General features: G+C 37.7%; 15 protein-coding genes. 12 read left to right on the top strand and 3 right to left on the bottom strand.

The annotated features are described in order from the left end of the window. Positions 1-3: 3 nt before the first annotated feature. From GQR60_RS02695 to GQR60_RS02640, 12 genes are all read left to right on the top strand, one after another. Positions 4-915, top strand: a complete 912-nt coding sequence (locus GQR60_RS02695; protein ID WP_124991452.1) for an exonuclease domain-containing protein — start codon at positions 4-6, stop codon at positions 913-915. A 124-nt stretch (positions 916-1,039) separates the two neighbouring features. Continuing rightward, on the top strand, positions 1,040-1,552 hold the full coding sequence (locus tag GQR60_RS02690) for a GRAM domain-containing protein (protein ID WP_124991451.1): 513 nt from the start codon (positions 1,040-1,042) through the stop codon (positions 1,550-1,552). Positions 1,553-1,581: 29 nt separating this feature from the next. Next, on the top strand, positions 1,582-2,967 hold the full coding sequence (locus tag GQR60_RS02685) for a S41 family peptidase (protein ID WP_124991450.1): 1,386 nt from the start codon (positions 1,582-1,584) through the stop codon (positions 2,965-2,967). A 66-nt stretch (positions 2,968-3,033) separates the two neighbouring features. Continuing rightward, positions 3,034-3,405, top strand: coding sequence for a hypothetical protein (locus tag GQR60_RS02680; protein ID WP_124991449.1), 372 nt, complete (start codon positions 3,034-3,036; stop codon positions 3,403-3,405). Next, positions 3,402-3,953, top strand: coding sequence for a hypothetical protein (locus GQR60_RS02675; protein ID WP_124991448.1), 552 nt, complete (start codon positions 3,402-3,404; stop codon positions 3,951-3,953). The genes GQR60_RS02680 and GQR60_RS02675 overlap by 4 nt, the downstream gene beginning before the upstream one ends. A gap of 261 nt (positions 3,954-4,214) precedes the next feature. Beyond that, a complete protein-coding gene (gene tnpA / locus GQR60_RS02670; RefSeq protein ID WP_124991447.1) occupies positions 4,215-4,661 on the top strand; it encodes an IS200/IS605 family transposase in 447 nt (148 codons plus the stop codon). 607 nt (positions 4,662-5,268) lie between these two features. Continuing rightward, positions 5,269-6,390 carry a hypothetical protein gene (locus GQR60_RS02665; RefSeq protein ID WP_124991446.1) on the top strand — a complete coding sequence of 374 codons (1,122 nt, stop codon included), beginning with the start codon at positions 5,269-5,271 and terminating at the stop codon, positions 6,388-6,390. 18 nt (positions 6,391-6,408) lie between these two features. Further along, positions 6,409-7,653, top strand: a complete 1,245-nt coding sequence (locus tag GQR60_RS02660; RefSeq protein ID WP_124991445.1) for a quaternary amine ABC transporter ATP-binding protein — start codon at positions 6,409-6,411, stop codon at positions 7,651-7,653. 1 nt (position 7,654) lies between these two features. Then, positions 7,655-8,515 (top strand): ABC transporter permease, encoded by an 861-nt coding sequence (locus GQR60_RS02655; RefSeq protein ID WP_124991444.1) that lies wholly within the window; start codon positions 7,655-7,657, stop codon positions 8,513-8,515. 24 nt (positions 8,516-8,539) lie between these two features. Next, on the top strand, positions 8,540-9,412 hold the full coding sequence (locus GQR60_RS02650) for a glycine betaine ABC transporter substrate-binding protein (RefSeq protein WP_124991443.1): 873 nt from the start codon (positions 8,540-8,542) through the stop codon (positions 9,410-9,412). Between the two features lie 662 nt (positions 9,413-10,074). Beyond that, positions 10,075-11,841, top strand: coding sequence for an APC family permease (locus GQR60_RS02645; protein WP_124991442.1), 1,767 nt, complete (start codon positions 10,075-10,077; stop codon positions 11,839-11,841). A gap of 49 nt (positions 11,842-11,890) precedes the next feature. Further along, positions 11,891-12,682 carry a mechanosensitive ion channel family protein gene (locus GQR60_RS02640; protein WP_124991441.1) on the top strand — a complete coding sequence of 264 codons (792 nt, stop codon included), beginning with the start codon at positions 11,891-11,893 and terminating at the stop codon, positions 12,680-12,682. 75 nt (positions 12,683-12,757) lie between these two features. On the opposite strand, the gene GQR60_RS02635 is transcribed toward GQR60_RS02640, so the two are convergent. From GQR60_RS02635 to xylE, 3 genes are all read right to left on the bottom strand, one after another. Next, entirely contained in the window at positions 12,758-13,594 is an 837-nt protein-coding gene (locus GQR60_RS02635) for an endonuclease/exonuclease/phosphatase family protein (RefSeq protein WP_124991440.1), read from the bottom strand. Positions 13,595-13,642: 48 nt separating this feature from the next. Continuing rightward, positions 13,643-15,823: a GH92 family glycosyl hydrolase gene (locus tag GQR60_RS02630; RefSeq protein ID WP_124991439.1), complete on the bottom strand. Its 2,181-nt coding sequence runs from the start codon at positions 15,821-15,823 to the stop codon at positions 13,643-13,645. A 260-nt stretch (positions 15,824-16,083) separates the two neighbouring features. Beyond that, complete coding sequence (gene xylE / locus GQR60_RS02625; RefSeq protein WP_124991438.1) at positions 16,084-17,691, bottom strand: D-xylose transporter XylE; 1,608 nt, start codon at positions 17,689-17,691, stop codon at positions 16,084-16,086. Between the last annotated feature and the right edge of the window lie 43 nt (positions 17,692-17,734).

Below are 17,734 nucleotides of genomic sequence, written 5' to 3'. Positions count from 1 at the left end.
TATATGGATTTTATAACTATTGACTTTGAAACAGCCACATCACAAAGAAATAGTCCTTGTGAAATAGGATTAACCTTCGTGAAAAATTTTGAAATTGTAGAAAGTAAATCATGGCTAATCAAGCCAATTAATAATGAATTTGATTATTTCAATATTTCAATTCACGGTATAAATCCAGAAGACGTTGCAAAAAAGCCAGAATTTGATGAAGTATGGCACGAAATAAAACCATTAATAGAAAACCAGTTTTTGATTGCCCATAATGCAAGTTTTGATTTTAGCGTTTTAAGAAAAACACTTGAAACATATAATATTCCATTTCCTGAATTAGAGTATTCTTGTAGTTATATCTTTTCTAAAAAAGTTTGGCTTGGACTCCCCGGCTATGATTTAAAAACCTTATGCAATCATAACAATATTAAATTCAAACATCACAGAGCGGAGTCAGATAGTCGGGCAACAGCGGAGCTTACTATTAAAGCATTAAAAAAGGCTGGAGTCCAATCAAAGGAAGACTTTCCTGATAAATTAAGAACAAATATTGGCAAATTGTTTTCAGGTGGCTATAAGCCATCAGATACAAAGAAATCGTCAAAAACAATAGATTTAAAAAAAATAATTGGTGACCCACAAAAACATAATAAAGAAAGCATTTTTTATGGCCGTACCATTGTTTTTACAGGAACATTATCTTCAATGATCCGAAAAGATGCACAACAATTGATTGCCGATATTGGTGGAATAAATGGAAACAGTATTACCAAATCAACAGACTATTTAATTGTTGGACAACAAGATTATAGAGTTGTAGGCGAAGATGGTATGAGCAATAAACAAGAGAAAGCAATTAAATATATTGAACAAGGATCAGATATTGAGATTTTATCAGAAAATGAATTTACAAGAAATATATAAAAATCCTAATTAGACTCTTCAACTAAACCTATTAGCAAGTTTAAATAATAGATATTGCTCAACAGTCAAGTCCAAGTGTTGGAAACAGAACCAAACACCATCCATTAACAATCAACAAAACTAAATGAAAAAATTAAATTTTAAACAAAGAATCATATTTGTCTTGTTATCTGGCATCCCCTATGGAATTGTACTGATGCTTCTGAATTACTTCTTTGACCTTTATACCATCAAGAGTGTTTTATATCAGACCCTGCTTTTCACAATTCTGTTTGGGATAGGCTTTCCTTTTGTAATGGAAAAACTCGTGCCAAAAATGCTTTCTAAGCTTAAAACTCCGGAAATGGAGGATGATGAAATTATTATTTATGAAGATGGTGCCAATTTGTTTAGCGGCACTTGGGTAGCTGTTGGCGGCAAGTTGTTTTTAACCAATAAACGATTGATTTTCAGCCCTCACAAATACAATTTCCAAAAGGGTGAAACATCTATCTACTTAAGTGAGATTACAGAAATCAGTAAAAGAAAAACAAGCCGAATTGTGGACAATGGCTTGCGGGTAGTAACAAAAGACAATACGAAATACGATTTGGTGCTGAACGATCGGGATGAATGGCTTAAACAATTGAAAAAGTGAAAATAAGTCAGTCACGAATTCAGAAAATCATGAAACGAACACTTAGTCTTGTATTAATGTGCATTTGCCTGCAACAGTTTGTTACGGCCCAGCAGTATGTACCCCAATATTTCGCAAAACAGGAAATGGAGCAAGATCTTGTGTTTTTACATCAGAAACTGGCAAATGTTCATCCTAAGTTTTTGAATAAGGATTTCGCCAAAGAGTGGCAGACAAAATACGATTTGTTATTCGGACATCTGTCCGATAGTATCAGTAAAGTGGAAAGCTTTGTAGCTCTATCGAAATTATTATCGGAGGTGGACGATGATCATACTGCTCTTTATTTCCCTTATTCGACAAGAATTAATTACATGAAGAATGGAGGCCTTAGCATGCCGTTTAGCATTCGGGTAAGGAACAACAAGCTGTATATAAACGAATATTTTGCCGAACAAGCCGTAAATGGAATTGCAGGTGCTGAACTTCTGTCCATCAACTCGATTGATTCGAAACAACTACTGCATGATGTAAGGGTTTTAGCAGGCAATAAAAACGGAACCAGCGGCGATAAATCGGTTGAGCGGCTTTTTGCAATGTGTTACTGGATGTTATACGGCGAAACCAAGCAATACGAACTTAAAATAGCAGGCTTCAATTCTGCAGTACTTTGCAAAGCGGTAACTAACGATAAGTATTTTCAGCTAAAGAATAAGTTCTATCCGCCTAAGGAGGAAAAGTCTTTCGGTCTGCAGTTTTCTGAGAACAATGAATTTGCCTGTTTAAAAATTGCCTCCTTTTACGATACTGAAAAATTAGCTTCTTTTCTCAGTCATGCTTTCGATAGCATACAGGAAAACAAGTGCGGGAAACTGATTATTGATGTAAGTGATAATCCTGGTGGCAGAAGCTCCAGTGTTGATAGTTTACTAAATTATTTAACAAGCAAACCTTACTCTCAGTATTCATCCATTTCGGTTCGCCCCAGCCTCGAACTAAAAAGCAAATACAAGAAGAGTAAACCAGACTTTTACAAACTGATTGCCGATATTCCTGTCGATTCGCTTTATCGCATAACTGACAGTTTGTTGATACAGATACCCCGCAAAACCAATTCTCCATTTACAGGTAAGGTTTTTGTTTTAGTAAATGGCAGAAGCAATAGTGCTGCAGCCACTTTTGCCGGAGCTGTTAAAAGGTATCACCTCGGACAAATTATTGGTGAACCTACCGGAGGAACAATAAAATATTACGGCGATTTTTTAACATTCACACTCCCCTGTTCAGGTCTAAAATTCGTTGTTTCGGCCAAAGAGTTTGTTCAATACGGAAACAGAAAACTTACTGAAGGTGTATTGCCGGATTTTATTCTGGCAGCGCAAAATGCTGAACTGTCAGAAATTATTTTTCTCTTAAAAAACACCATCAATAACTAACAACTGACTTCGCACATCAAACAATACATATTTCAGGAAACAGCATCAACCAATCCCCCACTCTTTATGGAAAAATTTAAAAATGCCCTTACTCTTGTGCTCACTATTTTAGTGGTAGTGGTGCTCTACTTTGTGGTATCGGGCAACAGTAAACTAAAAGAAACGCAGAATGCCATCAATCAGGTAAACAAAGAACTGTCTGTTTTAAAAGACAGCATCGGCAAAACACAGCAATCCTTAACACTTGTGCTTAACAAATTGGAGTTTACCGAAAACGAGCTGAAAATTCTGAAAAACGAACGCGATATTCTCGAGTTGGAAGAACTGCAAAGAAGAACCCGAAATAAGGAAGAACTGAAAGTTTTAAAAGAGCAGATTCTGGAAAAAGAAAAAATGAAAAAAGAACTGCAGAAATACGCCAACACATTCGAATTATGAAGAACACTCTACTATTGCTGATTATTTTAGCATTTAGCTGTACTGCCGGCGCTCAGGAGCACGTGGGTCTAAAAAAGGCTCCACTTCAGTATTGCACCTCGAACCAATCGCCCTTGCAGCTTGTAGTTGGAGATACATTGGTTGTAATGTGCGATACCATGTATCTGATTAATAAAACCAGATACCAGTTTTACAAGAGCATCCACAAAGCCACATTGGAAGACGATAATATAGAATGCAAAAATCTGCTTAAGGCTTACGAAACCCGTTTGGAGGAACACGAATTATCGTACAACAAACTATTGGCCAACTGCAGAAAAAGCGAAAAAACCACTCTCAATTTTATCGAATACACCCAAAAATCGTTGGAAAGCACGCAAAAAACATTGCAGTACACACAACAATCTCTCAATACTTCGATGCAAAACCTCGATCGAGCCAATGAGCTGATCCGCAAAGAAAAATGGAATGCCACCCGACAGAAAGTATTGACCGGAATTGCTGGCGTGGGTGTGGGAATTTTACTTGGGGTGCTGGTTACACGATAGGCGTACTATCGAAGTTGAAGCCCTTCGGGCTTCCTTTCCTTCTCACACATTCATAACCGTAGGTTGCACCTACGGTTATTCAGGTTCAATCCCTTCGGGATTATACCACGGCACTCAATCAGAACCACGAAGTGGTTCAAGCTCAATAACCCCGTATGAAATGCGGGGATGAATGCAAAGCACGAAAGTATGAAATGCGGGGATGAGTGCAAAGCACGAAGATAGCGGGGATAGTATGAAGCAAAAATAAAACAATAAAATATGAGCACCTATACACAAATCCTTTATCAAATTGTATTCTCGACCAAGTACAGAGATAAAACACTAAGAGAAAGCGATCGAGAAAGACTTTTTCATTTCATCGGAGGAATACTGGTAAATAAGAATTGCCACCTGTATCGCATCGGTGGTGTCGAAGATCATATCCATATTGTAACGCATCTTCACCCGGCAATTGCACTTTCTAATTTAGTGAAGGACATAAAACTTGGCACCTGCGATTTCATCAAATCAAACCATATCCTACCCGATTTTTCGGGATGGCAAGAAGGCTATGGTGCTTTCACCTATGATGTATCAGCAAAAGACAATCTGATTGCATACGTGAAGAATCAAAAAGAGCATCACTCCAAACTCAGCTATCGTGAAGAGTATATACAGCTACTGGAAGAGCATGATGTTGAATTTGAGGAAAAGTATTTGTTTTAGATGTTGAACACCTTTCGGGCTTCTTTCTCTTCTTTACTCTCATAGCCGTAGCTTGCACCTGCGCTTATTCAGGTTCAATCCCTTCGGGATTACGCACAATCCGAACCACGAAGTGGTTCAAGCTCAATAACCACGTATGAAATGCAGGGATGAGTGCAAAGCACGAAAGTACGAAGTGTGGGGATGAGTGCAAAGCACGAAGGAATACAAAGAAAATATGAACCTGCTCTATCCTTTTTCAATCCAACAATAATACTGGTTTAATTTAACCGTAAAAAGCCAGTCGTTGATCCATCTAAAAATGAAATTGATTTATAAACCCCTCGAATTATTATACTAGCAAATAATTAATGCCTATATTTGCACGCTATGGGATTAAAACCAAGTGAACTTCACGATAAAAGGAATACCAGAATCTATAGCTTTCAGTTTCTTATTTTCAGAATTCTGTCCGATAAATTCCTTCCTCCATCCTACAATTAAACATACTTATATATCCGTTTTGAAAATGGATACTCAATTGCATGCATGCAATATTCTGCATGTCATATTCATCTAATTTACATTTATGTTTTATTCAAAAACGTGGCTGGGGATTTGTTTCCTTATGTCCACTACTTCCGTATATGCACAGGAAAAAGCGACTGTTGACATTGGTGGTGCACTACGCTTCAATTACAATAATTCTACCTGGAAAGATGCCCAACAAAAACGTGGCGGCGATTTGGGTTTCGATGTATTCCGATTAAATGCCAAAGCAGAATACAAGGGCTTAAAACTAAACGCAGAATATCGGTTCTATTCCGAAAGTTTTGGTGGAGCCATGTTGAAACAAGGGTGGATTGCCTACGATTTTAATGAAAACGACGAACTGCAATTCGGTTTAACCCAAGTTCCTTTTGGTATCACAACATACAATTCAAACTCCTGGTTCTTTAGCTTAAACTACTATGTTGGTTTAGAAGACGATCACGATATGGGCTTGAAGTATACTCATCAGGGTGAAAAATGGGACTACAGTCTGGCATTCTTCAAAAATGCAGAAGAGCTTCAATTTGGAAATAATTCAGATGTTTCCAACAGCCGTTATTCTTATGATGTTGCCTCAATTAGTAATAGTGACGGCAATTTGATTCTCAGAAATAAAGAGGTAAATCAACTGAATGGAGATTTGTCCTATAAAATCAACAATACAAATGCAAAGCATCGTTTGGGTGTATCTGCACAATACGGAGGCCTCTATAATATAGATACTGAGGAAATTGGAAACCATTATGCACTTGCTGCATATTACGAATTGAAAGCAGGTAAATTTGGTGTAAAAGCTCAAATAGCCAATTACAAATACAGTCCTGAGAATCCAGATGGTGAACGTGATGATGTTGTTGCTATGACTGCCTATGGTGCTCCTTATTTGGTTGCTGCCGAAGCAAGTATCTATACGCTTGGATTAAGTTACTCTATTCCTCTGGAATGGGGACCTGTATCGAATGTGGTTATCTACAACGATTTTGGATACATGGATAAGGCTGAAAGCAGTTTCGAAAGTTCAATGATGAATGTAACGGGTGCAATGTTTACCGCAGGTAATATTTATACCTATTTCGATTTGGCTGCGGGTAAAAATCAACCTTGGTTAGGATCTGAATGGACCAATGCTTTGGCTGCCGGGACTCCGGATGCTGATTGGGAAATGCGTTTCAATATCAATGTTGGTTACTACTTTTAATTAGAAAAATGAGATGTTATGACGGATCAAAGAAAAATAAAAATAAAAGTTGAGGACTTAACCCTGATTTTCGGAAAACGAAAACAGGAGGCACTCGCATTACTTGATAAAGGGATTTCAAAAGAAGAAATTCTGAAGAAAACAAAATGTACTGTTGGGGTCAACAAGGTTAACTTTGAAATTAAGGAGGGAGAAATTTTTGTTATTATGGGTTTATCGGGCAGTGGAAAATCTACTTTAATCCGCTGTTTGAACCGACTTAATGAACCTACCGCCGGTAAAGTTTTTTTTGATGAGCATGATATTACCCGTGAGACGAATAAAGAACTATTGGAAACCCGACGTACAGAAATGAGTATGGTATTTCAGAAGTTTGGTCTCCTGCCACACAGAACAATTCTTGAAAATGCTGCTTTTGGATTAGAGATTAGAGGGGAAGAAAAGCTGGCGCGGGAAGAAAAAGCCCAACAAGCACTCGAAACCGTGGGCTTAAAAGGCTATGAGCACCAATTTCCATCAGCAATGTCGGGAGGTATGCAACAGCGGGTAGGTTTGGCACGTGCCCTGGCAAACGATCCGGAAGTTTTGCTTATGGACGAAGCATTTTCTGCACTCGATCCGCTCATTAAATCGGATATGCAGGATGAGTTACTGACCATACAAAGCAAGCTGCAAAAAACGATCGTATTTATTACTCACGATTTGGACGAAGCCATGAAAATTGGTGACCGTATTGCCATCATGAAAGATGGTGTTGTGGACCAAATTGGAACAGCAGAAGAGATTCTAACAAACCCGGCAACTGAATATGTTGAAGCTTTTGTGAATAAAGTGGATCGAAAAACTATTATTACGGCTGAAACTCTCATGTTTAAAAAGAATACGCTGGTTCAAATGCCTAAAGATGGTCCCAAAGGATCCATCCGTAAAATGCGTACTATTGGAGTTGATGTTCTTCCTGTGGAGGATGAAAATAAAGTATTTCTTGGTTATGTGTGGTTGCAAGACCTTCTGGAATTGGAAACAGAAAAAGAAACGTCTATTAAGAAAGCACTGAAGACAAATGTTCCAAGTGTATATAAATCCTATTCCGTAGAAGATATGTTACCCCTAATTACAGGGACTAAATACCCTCTGGCTGTTATCGAAGAAGAAACTGGAAAGTTATTGGGTCTGATCTCTCAAACTTCGTTAATTATTGAAGCTACGCGATTTGGAAAAAAGGAAATAAGTGAACTAAAAGAACGTGCAAACGAAATGTAATATGGAAAAATTAATTGATCTTGGTACCATTATAGAATCCGGAATTAACAAGCTGGAAGAAAACTTTTCGGGATTGTGGGGAGCTGTTGATGACATTATCTCGTGGACGGTTCATAGTATGAACGATGTATTGCTGGGCATTCCTTTTTATATCATTATTGCATTTGTAGCCTTGGGGGCTTACTACGCCAATGCCGGGAAAAATGCCTTTAAAATTGAAGGATTAAAAAAAGGAGGCGGACTGACACTATTTGTCATTTTGGGATTGTTTTTAGTATTCGCGATGGGGTACTGGGAAGAATCCATACAAACAACTACTTTGGTTATTGTATCAACCCTGATTGCCCTGATTTTTAGTATTCCTCTTGGAATTTTGGCTGCCCGAAGCAAAACTGCTGATGTGATTATTCGGCCCATACTCGATTTGATGCAAACCATGCCAGCCTTTGTTTATCTGATTCCGGCTATTTTCTTTTTTAGTGTAGGAAATACTCCCGGAGTTGTAGCTACAGTGATTTTCTCGCTTCCACCAGCCGTACGTTTAACTTGTCTGGGCATTCAAAATGTTCCATCGGATGTGATCGAGGCAGGACGTGCTTTTGGTGCAACCGAAAAACAAATTTTATTTAAAATCCAGTTGCCTTTGGCAAAACCAACTATTTTGGCCGGAATTAACCAAGTAATACTACTGGCCTTATCAATGGTGGTTATCGCTTCAATGGTAGGTGCTAAAGGACTGGGAAGTATTGTTTACCAGGGAATTCAGCAAAACGACATAGCAAAAGGTTTTGAGTCGGGATTGGGCATTGTGATATTGGCCATAATTTTAGACAGAATCACACAAGCTATCGCAAAAAAATAATTATAATAATCTATAAATAGAATTATGTTTAAATTAAGAAACTTAGGAATCTTGCTTGTTGCTGTACTATTAACTGTTTCAGTTAGTTCATGCAACAACAATGGCAAGAAAAAAGGAAAAAGTGAAGATAAAAAAGAAATCAGCATCTTTTATCCCAATTGGGCCGAAGGAGTTGCGTTCACTTATTTAGCCAAAACAGCACTCGAAGCAAATGGTTATAATGTAGAATTAACCAATTTGGCTCCAGGCATGATCTATGGTGAATTGTCAAAAGAAAACTCAAAAGGTGATGTATTTCTTGATGCATGGCTTCCGAATACACACAAAGATTACTGGGACAACTATGGTGATAAGTTGGTAATATTAGGCGAATCGTTTAGCGAGGGTACAACTGGTTTGGTAGTTCCTACGTATGTTACGATTAATTCTATAGAAGAGTTGAACGCCAATAAAGATAAATTTAATAGTGAAATTATTGGTATTGGTGCTGGTGCCGGTATTCATGCCAACACGCTTAAAGCTATAGACGCATATAAACTCGATTTCGAACAAATTACATCAAGCGGACCTGCAATGGTGGCCAGTCTTGAGAAAGCAATCAGGGATAAAGAGTGGATTGCAATAACCGGCTGGAAACCACATTTCGCCTGGACCCAAAACGACTTGAAATATTTAGAAGATCCTAAAGGAGTTTACCCAAAGGATGCCTGCACAATTATTTCGCGAAGAGGATTTGAGAAAGACCAACCCAAGGCGGCTGCTTTTTTCAAAAACTTTAACCTTAAAGAAGAGCAGTTGTACGAATTAATGACAGCCATTAAAGACAAAGGTGAAGAAGCCGGAGCTGCGGAATGGTATAAAACCAATAAAGTATTGGTTGATTCATGGATAAAATAATCTGAAAGTTGAAACTTTAGATTCACATATAAAGGGAAAGAGACGTAGCTGGTGCTGCGTCTCTTTTTTGTTACAAAGTTCCTCCCATCTTGTCGAACTCCATTTTTGGTTCATCTTACGAACAGATCCAGAAAATAATCAACTTCAATTACTTAAATTCAGTTTTAAGCTCATTCAACTCCTCGCGCAAAATAAGCTCATCAGATAAAATCATGCCTGAATTTTTACGAAGTTCAATCAAATCTTTTCCATATTCTTAATATCCTGATCAAATTCAATTGATTGCATGGTACCGCAACAATTGGATCTGTCCTTTTTCATGAGCAACAATTTGTATTGAAATGAACATTAAACACCAATATTGTCCTATTTTTTGTATTGTGCTATCCACCCAAACCTGACTTCATAGTTTTTGCTTTATCCAAAAAATGAAAAAAATATATCAAGGACGCTTTTAAAATAATTTCTTTAAATGTCTAATCCACAAAAGCCCAGCATAAATAGGCCAGCTGATGATGAAGTCCTTCCTAAATACAATGAAAAAATTAAATAAATGAATTACATTAGTGTTCATAAAAAGCAAACTACTAAATATTACAATAACAAAAACAGACAACTATCCTGTTAATTATAAGAACTCGATTAGATAAACAACATTAAAAATGACAAAGAAAAAACTTGGTGTTTTAGCTTCAACCGCTATTTGTGGAAATGACATTAGCTCTTCCGTACTATATGTATCTGCTTTATCTATTGGCTTTGCAGGCCAGTATGCATGGATCACCCTGCTTATAGTGGCTGTGGTTTTATTTCTTTTCCGGAAAATTTACGGAGAGGTAGTTGGTGCTCTTCCTTTAAACGGAGGCGCATACAATGCATTGCTGAATACCACAAGCAAATCGACAGCTTCATTGGCTGCAACTCTAACCATACTTTCGTACATGGCCACTGCGGTGATATCTGCAAACGAAGCAATGCATTACTTTCATCACGTTTTTACCCAGTTACCCATTATGATGGCTACAGTTGGTCTCCTATTGGTTTTTGCAGTCCTCACCATTTCCGGAATTACAGAATCAGCGAAAGTAGCTGCCGGCATCTTTATTTTCCATCTTTTTTCATTGTCCATATTGGCTTTATTTATATTCATCTATTTGTTTCAAAATGGATTTTCCCAATTCTTGGAAAACTGGAACCTGCCTATAGGAGGGAGTATTACCATGGCGATATTTTTGGGTTTCTCTGCCTCTATGCTGGGCATATCCGGATTCGAAAGTTCTGCGAATTTTGTTGAAGAACAGCAACCGGGAGTTTTCCGGAAAACACTTTTAAACATGTGGGTTGTGGTAAGTATCATCAACCCATTAATGGCATTCCTTGCACTAAGTTTAGTTCCTATTCCCGAAATAAGATCAGAATACTCAACAACACTATTGTCGCACATGGGTAGTTTATCGGCCGGAGAATGGCTGTCAACACTCGTTTCTCTTGATGCTGTTTTGGTGTTGAGCGGAGCTGTCTTAACTTCTTACATTGGTGTTTCAGGATTGCTTGAACGAATGACTTTGGATCGAATTCTTCCCCAATTTTTCTTGCGAAAAAACAAAAAAGGCAGTTCATACCGAATCATTATCATGTTCTTTATCCTTTCTGTTTCCGTTCTGCTGATTACCAATGGTAATGTTGGGGTTTTAGCCGGAGTTTACACCATTTCATTTCTATCGGTTATGTTTCTTTTCGGATTTGGTAATATCCTGCTAAAAGTTCGCAGAGCCAAACTTCCGCGTCCGGAAACAGCAAAATGGCTGAGTGTTTTCGTTGCCATTATTGCAGTAATAGTTGCTCTTGTTGGAAATATACTGATGGAACCTCAGAATGAAAATGCACCTTCGAATGTGAATGTGTTTTTAAGCTACTTTATTCCTGCTATTATTTTTATTTCTGTAATGTTGAATCGGGTTGCTATATTAAGAGCCTTATTAGGTGTCTCCATTTACATTTTCAATTACATTAAAAACTGGTTTCTGCAAATCAGTTCTCACCTGAATAATGTTATTAATTCAATTAATGCCCAGCAATTCGTCTACTTTGCAAAACGCGATAATATAGCCGTATTAAATAAGGTAATGTTATATATTAAAAACAACGAACACACTAAAAACCTGAAAATTGTTCACGTAATTGATCCTGCAAATGAAGATGAGTCTGAATTCATAGCAAGCTTTAAAAAGGTCGTTGAAATTATTGATGAAGAATATCCGGAAATTGATGTAGAGGCTTCAATTATTGAAGGAAAATTTGGTCCGGAACTAATTAAAGAACTTTCAAACAAATGGAATGTTCCAATCAACTTCATGTTCATTGCATCACCGGGAGATCATTTTCTTTATAAAGTGGAAGATTTAGGTGGCGTGAGACTAATCATTTAAATTCTTTTTAAAGATCTTATTTTACTTTTTAATTTAAATCACAGCAAACATGATCGAATTACAGGAAATATCAAACAAAACAATAGAACTACTTCCCAAAATTGGATTGGGAGGAATCATATTATTCTTGTTTATAATGTTTTCGTGGCTAATAAAGAAAATAGTAACTAAAAGAATTAAGCCTAAAACAAAAAATCCCTTACTCGCTGATTTTTTAGGTAAAGTTGTTGCTTTTATGATCAGCATAACCGGATTTGTTTTTTTTCTTCATATCATAGGACTGGGAGGAATCGCTAAAAACATTATGGCTGGTGCCGGAATCACTACATTTATAATTGGTTTTGCCTTTAAAGATATTGGTGAAAACTTTCTTTCCGGAATATTAATGGCATTTAAAAGTCCGTTTAAAGTAGGCGATCTAATTGAGACAGGAGGAACAATTGGTTACGTGAGTGAGCTTAATCTTCGGGAAAGTATTCTTAAAACACTGGATGGAAAGGATGTATTCATCCCGAATTCTCAAATTATAAAATCTCCGTTATTCAATTATACAATTGATGGTTATTTACGCTATGAAATAACTATAAAACTGGATTACAAGGTCGACTTTAAAAAGGTTTCAGACATTATCAATAGTATTTTAGCAGAAATTCCTGAGGTTCTGAGCGGTGATAAAAAACCCATGATCGTTATTGATGAACTTGCAGCAAATACTGTGAACCTGAAAATCTTGTATTGGATAAATACTTTTAAATCAAAATCCAAAGCTTATCATCTGCAGATTAAGTCGCAGATTCTCATAAAAACAATTGAGGATCTTACTAAAAACGGGCTTTATTAGCTTGTCAATATTGCAGAATAAAAATACAAAACCCCTCAGAGCTGAAAGTCTGAGGGGTTCTTTATCTACAGTAATTTACAACACTACTTCAACAAAAACAGGCAAATGATCGGAAGGATACCTCTCCTCTATCTGATCATCAATAATTTTAAACTGATTCACAACCCCATCGCCTTTGCTGACAAATATGTAATCGATGCGATCGGTAACCGGATCGGTATGCTTAAATGCGTTAAAAGTCCCTTGCGGACCGGAGCAATTTTCGCCAGCCAAACTTTTTGTTTCATCCAATACCTCACTCAAATATTGAATTGGCGGAGTTTCGGGAGTCAGATTCAAATCGCCCATTAAAACACAAGGATATTTCTCTGGATTGTGCTCGGTAATTTTACTGTAAATCAATTTAGAACTGTTCAGTCGGGCCAACTCACCTATATGATCAAAATGAGTATTGAAAACATAAAACCGCTCCCCGCTTTGTTTGTTTTCCAAAAGCAAATAGGTACAAATACGTTCCAAAGCAGCATCCCAACCTACCGATACTTCTTCCGGAGTTTCCGACAGCCAAAAAGTTGCCTGCTTAACTACTTCATATTTGGCCGGCTTGTAAAAAACAGCACAATACTCGCCTTTTTGTTTTCCGTCATCGCGCCCGACACCCACGTAAGAATAATCCGTCAGCGCACTGTCCAAATAAGTAATCTGATCGTTCAAACCTTCCTGTGTTCCAAAAACATCAGGTTGATATTTAGTAATCAAACCAACAACATTGGCTTTTCTTGCGTCCCAACAATTCACTCCATCACCGGGATTGTTATAGCGCAAATTGTAAGTCATGAATGTTTGAGACTGTTCTTGTTCTGTGCATCCAAATGCAAATAGAACAAGCAATAAGAAGAAATAATTTTTCATTATCGTTTTTATTAATTGTGTTGCAATTCCAATTTACTGGTTTTACTATTAAGCACCCAAAACAAACTTCAATTCTCCACCCTGCATCAGCTGTTGATGAGTAATTATCAACTCCTTATATTCTTCACCGTTTAAATAAACAGCCTGAATGTAATGATTTTGTTCTCCCTGATTTTCCGCAGAAATAGTAAAGATTTTTCCGTTTGGCAGATGAATCACTCCCTTACTTACCGAAGGCGAAGTTAAATCATAAATTCCGTTGGCCGGATTGGTTGGATAAATCCCTAGCGAAGACATCACCAACCAAGCTGACATTTGCCCGCAATCCTCATTCCCACAATATCCATCTGGTTTGTTTGTGTATTGAGTAGTAATTATTCGGCGAACCATTTCCTGTGTTTTTTCCGGCTGACCGATATGATTGAAAAGATAGGCCACATGATGACTTGGTTCATTGCCATGTGCATACTGACCGATCATTCCCGTACTAAAAATAGGCAAATCGTCGGTCGTTGCCGGATAGTAGGTGAACATAGAATCCAACTTGGCAGTGAATTTATCCTTCCCTACTGTGGCGATAAATTCAGGAATATCTTGCGGCACATACCAGAAGTACTGCCATGCATTGCTCTCACAATAGTAATTGGTATAATCTTTCGCTGCAAAATCGGGGATGAAATTGCCATGCTCATCTTTCGGACGGAAAAATGTAGATTTTGGATCGTATAAGTTTTTCCAGTTCTCTCCTCTCTTCAAAAAATATTGGTAATCATCTTCCTTGTTCAACGCTTTTGCAAACTGAGCAATGCACCAGTCATCATAAGCATATTCCAGTGTCTTGGAAACTGACCAGTTCTCTCCTTCGGCATCGGCAGGGACGTACCCCAATTTCATATACTCATCAATCTGTCTGCCTTTTTCCATGGCTGATTCTTTACAAGCAGTATAAGCTTTCTCAGCATCCATTTCAATTCCTTTGAAATACGCATCAACAATTACCGGCACAGCATGGTAACCAATCATCATATTCGTTTCGTTTCCTGCCAGCGACCAAACCGGCAGTAAACCTGTTTCATCGTAGTGAGCCAAAAATGATTTGATAAAATCAACAACTTTATCAGGACACAAAATAGTATACAAAGGATGAGCTGTTCGGTAGGTATCCCATAAAGAAAAGGTGTCGTAACGATCAAATCCTTCGGCTTTGTGATTCTTTCCATCTGCTCCTTTGTGCATTCCATCAACATCCGAAAGCAAGGATGGTGTCAAATACAAATGGTAGAAATTGGTGTAAAATATCTCCTTCTGAACTTCCGATCCGGTAATTTCAATCTGTGAAAGTACTTTCTCCCATTCCTGATCAGCGCTCTTAACTGCAGCATCAAAATCCCATGCCGGCAATTCAGCCTTCAGGTTTTTCTTTGCGCCTTCCACCGAAGCCGATGACAAAGCCACCTTTACCAATATTTGTTCCTTTTCCGTAGTGGGAAAATGGGCAACAATTTTGGTTTTTGCTCCATTCACTTCACTCTCTTCTGATTTTGTCTCCGCCTCGAACAAATCGGCACTTTTAAAAGCTTTCGAGAACTTCGCTGCGAAATACACATGCTGATCTTTCGCCCATCCGTTCGATTTTCGATATCCGGAAATGGTTGAATCATTTTCGATGGTAATTTGTGTGGCATACGGACTGTCCCAATTCATTCTGAATCCTAAATCCAGAATAATTTGTGATTTTTCATCTTCGGGAAAAGTATAACGGTGAAATCCTACCCGTTTGGTCGTTGTTAATTCGGCAACAATATCAGAACTTAGCAAATCAACTTTATAATATCCTGGTGATGCCTCTTCTCTGTCGTGAGAAAATTTAGAATAGGGACGATAATCGCCTTCAGGAGTTAAACTTTCAGTAAAACGACTGTTCATTGGCATGAACAACAAATCGTATAGATCTCCCGCTCCGGTGCCCGATAAATGTGTGTGGCTAAAACCTGCAATGGTAGAATCGGGCCAAAAGTAACCTGCTATGCGATCCCATCCAGGCAAACCATTATCAGGACTCAACTGAACCATTCCAAAAGGAGCAACTGCCCCAGGATAAGTATTGCCAGGCCCATCAGTCCCGACAAAAGTATTTACATAAGCAGTAAGCTTGTTCTTGCTTTCAACATTCTTTTCACTACAGGCAAAAAGACAAATCATTGCCCAACAGGTGGCGAATAATCTCATATTCTATAATAGTTTGAATTTCTGATTTTTCACAAGATCAGAAACAATATGGAAAATTTGGCTTTTGGAGATTATGCCGTCAAATATACGGAAAAGAACAACATCCTCTAATGGTTTGAATAAACAAGAACAAAAAAAGGATCGGCCACAGCCGATCCTTTAGATTATCCATTATCTTAAACCAATAAAACCCACCAACTTATCTATTAATTAGCGATAATGGATATAACATGTACAACTACTAACTAACTATTTTAAAATTATTTTTTCCACAAGCGTCCCATTTCCTCCAAAGTTTTTCCTTTGGTTTCAGGAACTACTTTCCATACGAATAATGCTGACAATAAACCCATTCCGCCATAAATCCAATAGGTAAATCCGTGATTAAACTGGTTGGTTAACCATGAGTTGTCATTCATCATTGGGAAAGTCCAGGAAACAATCATATTTGCAATCCACTGAGCAGCAACTGCCATCGACATGGCACTACGAATTGAGTTCGGGAAAATCTCTGATAACAACACCCAGGTAACCGGTCCCCATGACATGGCAAAAAAGGCAACATATCCTAACATGGCAAACAAAGCAACCAAACCCAACTGATTAAAATAGAAAGCAAAACCCAATGCGAACATACAGATTCCCATACCAATGCCACCAATCATCATTAACGGCTTACGTCCAAACCTATCAACAGTATAAATTGCCAATACGGTAAAGATCAAATTAATTGCCCCAACCAAAATGGTTTGAAGTAAAGATGTATCGGTATCGCTGCCCATATTTCTGAAAATCTCGGATGCATAATACAACACCACGTTGATACCTACAAATTGCTGGAATACAGATAATAATATTCCGATAACTATAATTAATCCTCCAAAAGTTAACCATGGAGCGTTATTTTCTTTTAACGACTCTTTAATATCGACTAACAGACCCGGAGCTTTTTCCGAACCAACAATCTTATTTAAAAGAGTTTTTGCTTCCTCTTCTCTCGATTTCATAATTAGAAACCGTGGAGTTTCAGGAACGAAATACAGCAATACCAAAAAGATAGTTGCAGGAATGGTTTCAGATGCAAACATGTATCTCCATCCTATTTCATTTAACCAACCATCATCACCACTTGAAGCAATAATGTAATTCACAAAATAAACCACCAACATACCAAAGATGATTGCAAACTGATTCCATGAAACCAATTTACCACGAATGTTTGCTGGTGCAATTTCAGCAATATACATAGGAGAAAGCATTGATGCTATTCCTACACCCATACCACCAATAATACGGTAAAAAATAAATGAAGTGATGGTTCCGGCTCCGAAAATATTCATAATTTCAGGCATAGCCGAACCAATTGCAGAAATAATAAACAGAACTGCAGCAAGAACTAAACCTCTTTTTCTACCAATATTCTGACTAACATATCCGCCAATAGAACCTCCAATAATACAACCTATAATGGCACTCGAAATCGTAAAACCATTAATCGAATTTAAGGTATTTTCAGAAATTTCGTTTACAGATACCCAAAACTGAGTGTACCAAACTATGATTCCTGCAACAATTACAATTCCACTGTATATCATTCCCTTCTTCTTTCCATACATGCGAAACATGAAGCTGGAAACCAACAAGGAAACAACTACAAAACACAAAGAAATGATAATCTTATATTCTCCAATAACCTGCAATGCGAGAGCATGATCAGACTCTAATGGAGTAACAAAAAATACTTTTAGTGCTTCAATAGCACCATTAATTACGGCAGTATCGTAACCAAACAACAATCCCCCAAGCGTTGCCACTAAGGTGATGGTTAAGATAAACGAATTACTCCCCTGGGTTTGGGCTTGAGACATGGATTTGAAAATTAGAATTAAACTCCCGCAGGTTCGATTGCGG

Source organism: Labilibaculum euxinicum (genome assembly GCF_009795715.1).
Lineage (GTDB): Bacteria > Bacteroidota > Bacteroidia > Bacteroidales > Marinifilaceae > Labilibaculum > Labilibaculum euxinus.
This window is presented reverse-complemented; position numbering and strand designations above follow the sequence as displayed.